The organism is Halanaerobium sp. ST460_2HS_T2 (genome assembly GCF_003337665.1).
Lineage (GTDB): Bacteria > Bacillota > Halanaerobiia > Halanaerobiales > Halanaerobiaceae > Halanaerobium > Halanaerobium kushneri.
Genome location: NZ_QPJF01000051.1, coordinates 1 through 7,482 on the forward strand (window position 1 = coordinate 1; position 7,482 = coordinate 7,482).

Sequence of the window (7,482 nt, forward strand, 5' to 3'; positions counted from 1 at the left end):
CTTTCTCTCCAGCTTAGTGATCTAGTAACTTTATACTGCATGATTAATCTCAACTGTCTTCTTTTCATGTACTTCCAGAGAGCTACTATCTTTTTGACTCTTTTGTTGTAGCCTCTTCTGTAGAGTCCGTATCTTCTGGTCATCTTAAAATATTTGGGTGGTATATGCATTATTATTCTGCCAATAAATTGCATGGCTGATAACTCTAATTCCACTCTCTTTTTTGTTTTATGATCTTCATACCAAAAACTTACCTTTTTCCCATCATACTCTAAAATTCTATATTCTGCAATAGCTGGTCTGGCTAAATATCTTCCTATGTATTTTGCTGCTCCTCGAGCACTATTCATTCTACTTTCTGCATTGACATAAAAACCTTCTTTGTATCTTTTGTAGAAATATTTGATTAGATTTTGAACTTTTTGATTATCTGGAAATCTTTCTTTAAAGATATCTAAAAGTACTTTCTGCCAGGCTTTTCTTAAATATTTGTAGGAAAAATATCCTACTTTACTCCACTGATGATATTTATCTAATGCACCTTCTGCTATTAATGCATGCACATGAGGATTAAAGCTCATATCACGCCCAAAAGTATGAACTACTGTTATTATTCCAGCTTCATATTCATGAATTTTACCTTTTTTATCTATGTATCTCTGGATTAATTCTGCTACTTTATCACTTAAATCTTTTATGATATCTCTCTGCCAGTAAATATATCCTCTTAATTCTTCTGGAACAGTAAATACCATGTGTCTATGGCTGACATCTAAGATCATATCAACCTGTTTGTCTACCCATTTATCTACATAGACTTTACCACATCTGGAGCAGAATCTACTTTTACAGCTGAAGCTGACAATATGCTCTTCACCACAATCTAAGCATTTATACTTAGCATAACCATTTTCTGGGTTACCACATTTCATTGATTTTTCTACCTGATCAATTACATGGTTTAACATATCAGCAGGCACTCTACCTGGAAGATGTTTAATCTTAAACTCTTCCCAGTGATCATTCAATATTGTTTTGACTTTAATGTGATTTCTTCTTTGTTTTGGGCTCATAATATTTTTATCTTTCTACAAAGTTATCCACATTCCTGCAAAAGTATAATTTCCTATACGATTAAAAAAAGACTAGATAATTCTAGTCTCAAAAAAACTTATTTTTTTATCTGTCTACTTGACAGGGGTCAGTTCAGGGGAACACAGAAATGAATACAAGGTGGTATAAACACCCAAGGACAATACTGTTGATTATTGCCGCAACCGTCACAGCATTTACACTGATTGCAGAAATTGGATTCGGTCTACCTGAAATGTGGGCGATTATTTTATATAGTATTGCAATTGTTGTTGGAGGGATCTATCCAGCAAGAAGTGCATGGGTTGAATTAAGAAATGGAAGTCCCTCCATTAATACATTGCATATTGCGGCAGTAATTGGAGCTATTTATCTAGGATTATGGGGAGAAGCTGCGGGGCTTGTCGTTATTTTCTCTTTAGGTGAATTAATGGAATCATACGCATCAGATAAAGCCAGAAATGCAATTAGAGCATTAGTTGAATTAGCCCCTAGTGAAGCAACAGTCATTCGAAATGGTCGTCAAATGCGTATATTGACAGAACAAGTGGAAATCAGAGATATCGTTCTGGTACGTCCCGGAGAAAAAATACCAGTTGATGGTGTAGTCACTAAAGGTTCAACTACAGTTGATCAAGCTTCCATTACTGGAGAGTCAATACCTGTATCAAAACAATTAGGAGATGAGGTATTTGCTTCAACATTAAATGAACGTGGTGCATTGGAAATAGAAGTGACTAAACTTGCTCAAGATACAACCCTAGCCCAAATTATTAAATTAGTAGAGGGCGCACAAATGAAAAAAGGGAAAGGACAGCGGTTCAGTGAGAAATTTGGTGCCATTTACACGCCAGCCATGTTTGTATTAGCGATCATTGTGGCTATTGTACCTCCCCTTTTCTTTGGTCAACCTTTTGATGAATGGTTATATAGAGCTTTAGTGGTACTAGTCGTTTCTTGTTCTTGTGGATTAGTACTGTCTGTGCCAGTCGCAGTCGTTACTGGCATTGGAACGGCAGCTCGAAGTGGAGTAATGGTTAAAGGCGGTATTTATATAGAATCAGCTGGTAGTACTCAAGTTGTGGCATTTGATAAAACAGGAACCTTGACAGTTGGAAAGCCTTCGGTCACGGATCTTGTAACGGTATCAGACCTTTCAAATAAGCAATTATTGGAGATTGCTGGTGCGCTTGAAAAACAATCCGAACATCCTTTAGCTGATGCGATTATGGAAGAAACATTAAACAAAAAGATTACAATTCCAGATGTAGAAGAATTCGATTCACTTACAGGTCGTGGGGCAAAAGGTAAGATTAACGGAAATAATTACTACATTGGAAATCCACGCTTGTTTAACGAATTAAAAGTAAACATAAATAAAGACCACGTCATGCAAATTGAAAAGCTGCAAGGACAAGGGAAAACTGTCATGCTCTTAGGAACTGCCAATGAAGTACTTGGGATGATTGCAGTAGCTGATAGACCCAAAGAAAATGCAAAACAAGCTATTCAAAGTTTGAAAGAAGCTGGTGTGAAAAAGGTTGTTATGCTAACAGGTGATAATAGACTAACAGGTGAAGCAATTGGTAAAGAACTTGGCGTTGATGAAGTAAGAGCAGAACTCCTTCCAGAAGATAAGATTAACGCAGTGAAAGAATTGCAAAAACAGTATGGGCAGGTAGCGATGGTAGGAGATGGTGTAAATGATGCACCAGCACTGGCTCAGGCTGATGTAGGTATTGCAATGGGAGTTCAAGGAACAGACGTTGCACTAGAGACAGCAGATATTGCTTTAATGCAGGATAATTTAGATCAACTAGTATATACACTAAAATTAAGTAAAAAGACAGTTTCTAAAATAGACCAAAATATTGCTATTTCGTTAGCGATAGTTGCGTTCCTTGTTGTGACTGCCTTGATCGGAGTCATGCCTCTTACATTAGGTTTAATTATAAATGAAGGAAGTGCCTTGATTATCATTGCAAACGCAATGTTCCTTCGTAGATATCAATGGAAAAAAGAAGGTATAAGAACTAAAAACAATGCAAGTGATATTCCATTGACTAATGTAGAATAATCCAAAGAACTATGTGTAAAATAGTTGTCGGAAAGTAAAATAGTAGGGTAAGAAATTAAAGTAGACAAAAAGGAAGAAGACCCTTAATCTAGAGATAACCACAAATCCAGAAAAGAGGTCTTCTTATGAATCAAATTATAGCAGAAATTGCCAGTATATTAAAGGATTCTGAAACATTATTAGACAGTGAAATACGATTAGATCAATACCTTCCAAAAGTCATGTGTGAGCTGGTTTCCAAAGCAATCGAGATGATTGATTTGGAATTAATTCATACTTATAAAGAAAAAGGATACGATATACAGAAAACAATGAAACGTACCGTTCAGTTCTCATACGGGGCTGTTGAGATTAGGCGACGACGCATGAGAAAAGATGGCGAAAAAAGCATTGTACCATTAGATGAAGCCATCGGCTTAGAAGAGTATATTCGCTATTCACCTTTAGTTGAAATGAAAGCCGCTAAGGTTGCCTCCGATGGTGTGTATCGCAAGGCGGCTGATGCCATTAACCTCTTAACTCCGCTTCAAGTAAGTCATACAACCGTTCATAAAATGGTTCAAAAAACAGGTGAGAAAGTTCAAAAATGGACGGATGAAGCTCCGAGTCATATTGAAACACCCCAAAAAGAAAAAAGGAAAGTGCCTGTGCTGTTTATTGAAGGCGACGGGTTATTACTAAAAGGAAGAGGCGAGAAAAATCCTGAGCTTCATCGTGTTCAATTTCATGAAGGTGTGACGTACGTAGGAAAACAAAAGCGACCAGTCCTTATTGGATCCCAAGTTTTTGAAAGTACAGTATCTAGTAAAGAAGCCTTTAAACGAGCTGGGCAGTGGTTAGAAGCGATGTATGATATTCGGGAAACAATCATCGTATCCAACAGTGATGGCGGCAGCGGGTATGAAAAAGATAAATTTGAGCAGATTATTGGAAAATGCAAAAAGCATGAACACTTTAGAGATCCCTACCATGTGAATGAAAAAATAAACCAACGGTTAAGTTTTGATAAGCCTATGATTATTGAAATGAGAAAAGCTGTGAGTGCCTATGATAAAGAACGTGTTCTTAGCGTATTGGCGACGACAGAAAGTCGCATAGAAGATGAAGAAACAAGAACTGAGAAAGAAGAGCATCTCCGTCTATTAGGGGCTTATTTAGAACGCAATTGGGAAAGTATTTGTCCCTTGAAAATGCGAGACTTACCTGTCCAAAATGGAATAGGTATTTGTGAAAGTAATCATCGTCCCTACAGTTACCGTATGAAACGCCAAGGGCGTGGATTTTCAGCCAAAGGAGCTGGAAACTTAGCTTCCATTATTTCAGCTCGTAAAAACGGAACTCTTTTAGAAGCTTTGAGAGCGGAACTACCTGCATTTGAACAAACCATTGTCCCTGAATTTAAAGGGGCTGTTAGAGCTGTTTTGAAAAAGATTCATCGTCCTTCTATAGGGGTTAAAATGGGTGAAATAGCTAATTATAGTTCCACATCAAGTCCAATGGGACAACTGAAGAAAATGTTTGGGTAACGAAACACACAGAATGAGCAATTTTAATATTAAAATTGAAGAGTTACCATCTCTAGAGAAAAGTTTCCGCCAAAGTATTGACACATACAAATCACCACTATTACTTGACAAATGGAATCACCTAGTATAAAATACTAACTACCGGTAGTTAGTATTAAGGATGGTGAATTATGAAAACAAAAGATTTAATTATTGAAGAATTTATAAAATCCTTTGGTGAAAATGGATTTGAAGGAACTTCTGTTGACTATCTAGCAAAGCAAGTTGGCATAAAGAAAGGTTCTATTTATACCCACTATAGTGGAAAAAATGAAATATTTACTATTGCCTGTGAAAAAATACTAGATAAATGTATCGTTGCTATAAAACAATTGCTTGAAGTAGAGAGGGATAAACCATTAGATGAACAACTTTTTATTTTGCTTAAAACTGTCTGTCTAGAAAGTGATTTTTTAACCGCTGATGAGATAGCTTTCAGCAAGCGCGTTGCAATTTTATCTAGCAGTGAATTGTTGTCGCTTGTAGATAAATTATTAGCAAAATATGATAATTTTATTGACGACACAGTATCACGAATTTTTATTGATTGTGCTAAACAAAAAATGTTGGCAGAAGAAGAGATAACGTCTGCCATAAGTGTATATCGTATGTTGTTGGAAAACTTATATATTGATTCATTAGCAAATCAAAATTGTAATGAAAAATTGAATCATTTATGGAGATATTTTTGGAAAGGTGTTTGCAGTTAAAAATTAAATAAACTTGATTGGAGGTTTAATTTTGGAAATTATTAAGTATATTGGAGCAGCATTTTCAACTTGGTTCATAGGTTTTTTTCCTTATTTTGAAATTTATATTGCAATACCTGCAGGTTTTGCAGCCGGGCTAAATTGGTTTGACGCTTTTTTATGGGCTTCACTAGGAAATTGGATGGTTATTCCGTTTGTGGATATATGCTATGAATGGTTAATGAAATTTAATTTCATGAAAAAAATCATGGAAAAAAGTCTAAATGGAAAATGGGAGAATCGCATAGAAAAGCATGGTGCATGGGTTATACTTTTGTTAACTCCTTTAGCAGGTGTTTGGACAATAGGTGTTATTGCTAAAGCACTAAAGTTTAATCGAGCAAAACTTTGGATATATAGTGCAACTAGTGTTGGGATTACTGGATTAATTATTACGATATTAATTATAAATGGAATTACCCTGAATAATTCATAGTACCTTGTCAGAACAGGCATTTATCCCGCTTTGATAAGGTTTATCACTCTATTCCTTCTTCACCCGTTGGGTGAAGAAAAAAATATACAAAAAGAGCACACTCTATGTTATTGTAAAGTCGATCAAAACAACAAAAACAAGAGGTGTGCTCAATGTCAACTTTACAAGAAAAGCAACTACAATTCAATCCCCATTTGGTTATGTCAAACGATGGCGGTCAATTATCCAATGATTCCGGTCTCCTTTTACTCTTTGAATTTTTTCATAAGATCAAGTTCAAAGAGCTGGTTAACGAGTTATTGCATATTGACGATTCAAGAAACTATTGTACACATGACTATATTGATTTATTTATGCAGGTTCTTGTGCAGTTAATAGCCGGTTACTCAACGGATTCTTCAGCCAATTGGCTACGTCACGATCCAGTTTTTCAGCAGGGGCTAAATAAAACGACCTTAGGTTCACAGTCGATGGTTTCTCGTTTTATTCATCAACTGTCGGAGGAGAATATCGTTCAACTTCAATCAATTGCCAAGGCATTGACCACTATCTATATCGGCCAAAAAAATACACAGCATATGATCATTGACGTGGATTCTACTCACTCAGACACCTTCGGAAAACAAGAACAGACTGATTTCAATACTCACTACGGAACAACGGGTTATCATCCCTTAGTGGCTTTTGATGGACTGACTGGTCTGTTTCTGGGTGCCGAACTTCGTCCGGGCAATGTGTACACGTCTAACAATGCAGAAGTCTTTTTAGCAGACATCATCTCTCAACACAAACAGCACTCATGCGATATGTTTTTAACTGTCCGAGGGGACAGTGGCTTTGCCAAACCTGAGATCTATGAGTTATGCGAGCAAGAAAAAGTGAAGTATATTATTCGTTTAAAAGTCAATGCACGACTGAAGAACATGGCTCAACAAAAGGTCCTTTACGGACCAGATACAGACTTTACACATAAAGAATCACAGTATTTCAAGATTGATTATCAAGCTAAATCTTGGGAAACGGTTCGTAAAGTAGCTGTAAAGGCCACTCGAGAAGCTGGCGAACTCTTATTTACGACGTTTGAGTTTATCGTATCAAATTTCGTTGATATACCTGCCCAAACAGTGTACAAGCTCTACCAAAAGAGAGGGACAATGGAAAATTATATCAAAGAAATCAAACATGGTTTTTCCTTCGACAAGACCGATAGTTCAACGTTTCTTGCGAATCAGGCTCGCATGATGATGAGTTGTATTGCCTATACAGTCATTCATTTGATGAAAGAGCTAACATTCCCAGATAAAGAGAAAAAATCAACGGTGGCGACTATTCGGTTTAAAGTTTTCCACATTGCTGGAAGGCTGACACGACATGCGCGTAAAATAAAAGTCCGCTTGTCCACAGGTTACGTTTTCTCTTCACTGTTCTGGACAATATTGGAGAATATTCAACAGCTGGTTCTGTTGCATGTTTTTGTCAAGTGAAATTTGACCCTTTTATTAATTGAAAATTGACCCGGGTAAGCAAAAAATAATATTAATTTTATTGACCCAGCCACTCTTC

At 36.5% G+C, this 7,482-nt stretch carries 6 protein-coding genes; 5 read left to right on the plus strand and 1 reads right to left on the minus strand.

Going from position 1 to position 7,482, the window contains the following annotated elements; all coding sequences use genetic code 11:
• Positions 1 to 1,073 (minus strand): transposase (locus tag DFR80_RS14655; RefSeq protein WP_147270200.1); only part of this gene is annotated, 1,073 nt, incomplete at its 3' end.
• 149 nt (positions 1,074 to 1,222) lie between these two features.
• On the opposite strand from DFR80_RS14655, the gene DFR80_RS14660 reads away from it, so the two are divergent.
• The 5 genes from DFR80_RS14660 to DFR80_RS14680 all read left to right on the plus strand — a co-directional run bounded on the left by DFR80_RS14660 (position 1,223) and on the right by DFR80_RS14680 (position 7,403).
• Complete coding sequence (locus tag DFR80_RS14660) at positions 1,223 to 3,169, plus strand: cation-translocating P-type ATPase (protein ID WP_091404662.1); 1,947 nt, start codon at positions 1,223 to 1,225, stop codon at positions 3,167 to 3,169.
• 125 nt (positions 3,170 to 3,294) lie between these two features.
• The gene (locus tag DFR80_RS14665; RefSeq protein WP_091404659.1) at positions 3,295 to 4,695 is read left to right on the plus strand and encodes an ISLre2 family transposase; all 1,401 of its coding nucleotides are present in this window, start codon (positions 3,295 to 3,297) and stop codon (positions 4,693 to 4,695) included.
• Between the two features lie 170 nt (positions 4,696 to 4,865).
• The gene (locus DFR80_RS14670; protein ID WP_032490934.1) at positions 4,866 to 5,444 is read left to right on the plus strand and encodes a TetR/AcrR family transcriptional regulator; all 579 of its coding nucleotides are present in this window, start codon (positions 4,866 to 4,868) and stop codon (positions 5,442 to 5,444) included.
• Between the two features lie 31 nt (positions 5,445 to 5,475).
• Positions 5,476 to 5,919: a small multi-drug export protein gene (locus DFR80_RS14675; protein ID WP_032490933.1), complete on the plus strand. Its 444-nt coding sequence runs from the start codon at positions 5,476 to 5,478 to the stop codon at positions 5,917 to 5,919.
• Between the two features lie 152 nt (positions 5,920 to 6,071).
• A complete protein-coding gene (locus DFR80_RS14680; RefSeq protein WP_114490438.1) occupies positions 6,072 to 7,403 on the plus strand; it encodes an IS1380 family transposase in 1,332 nt (443 codons plus the stop codon).
• The last annotated feature ends 79 nt before the right edge of the window (positions 7,404 to 7,482 follow it).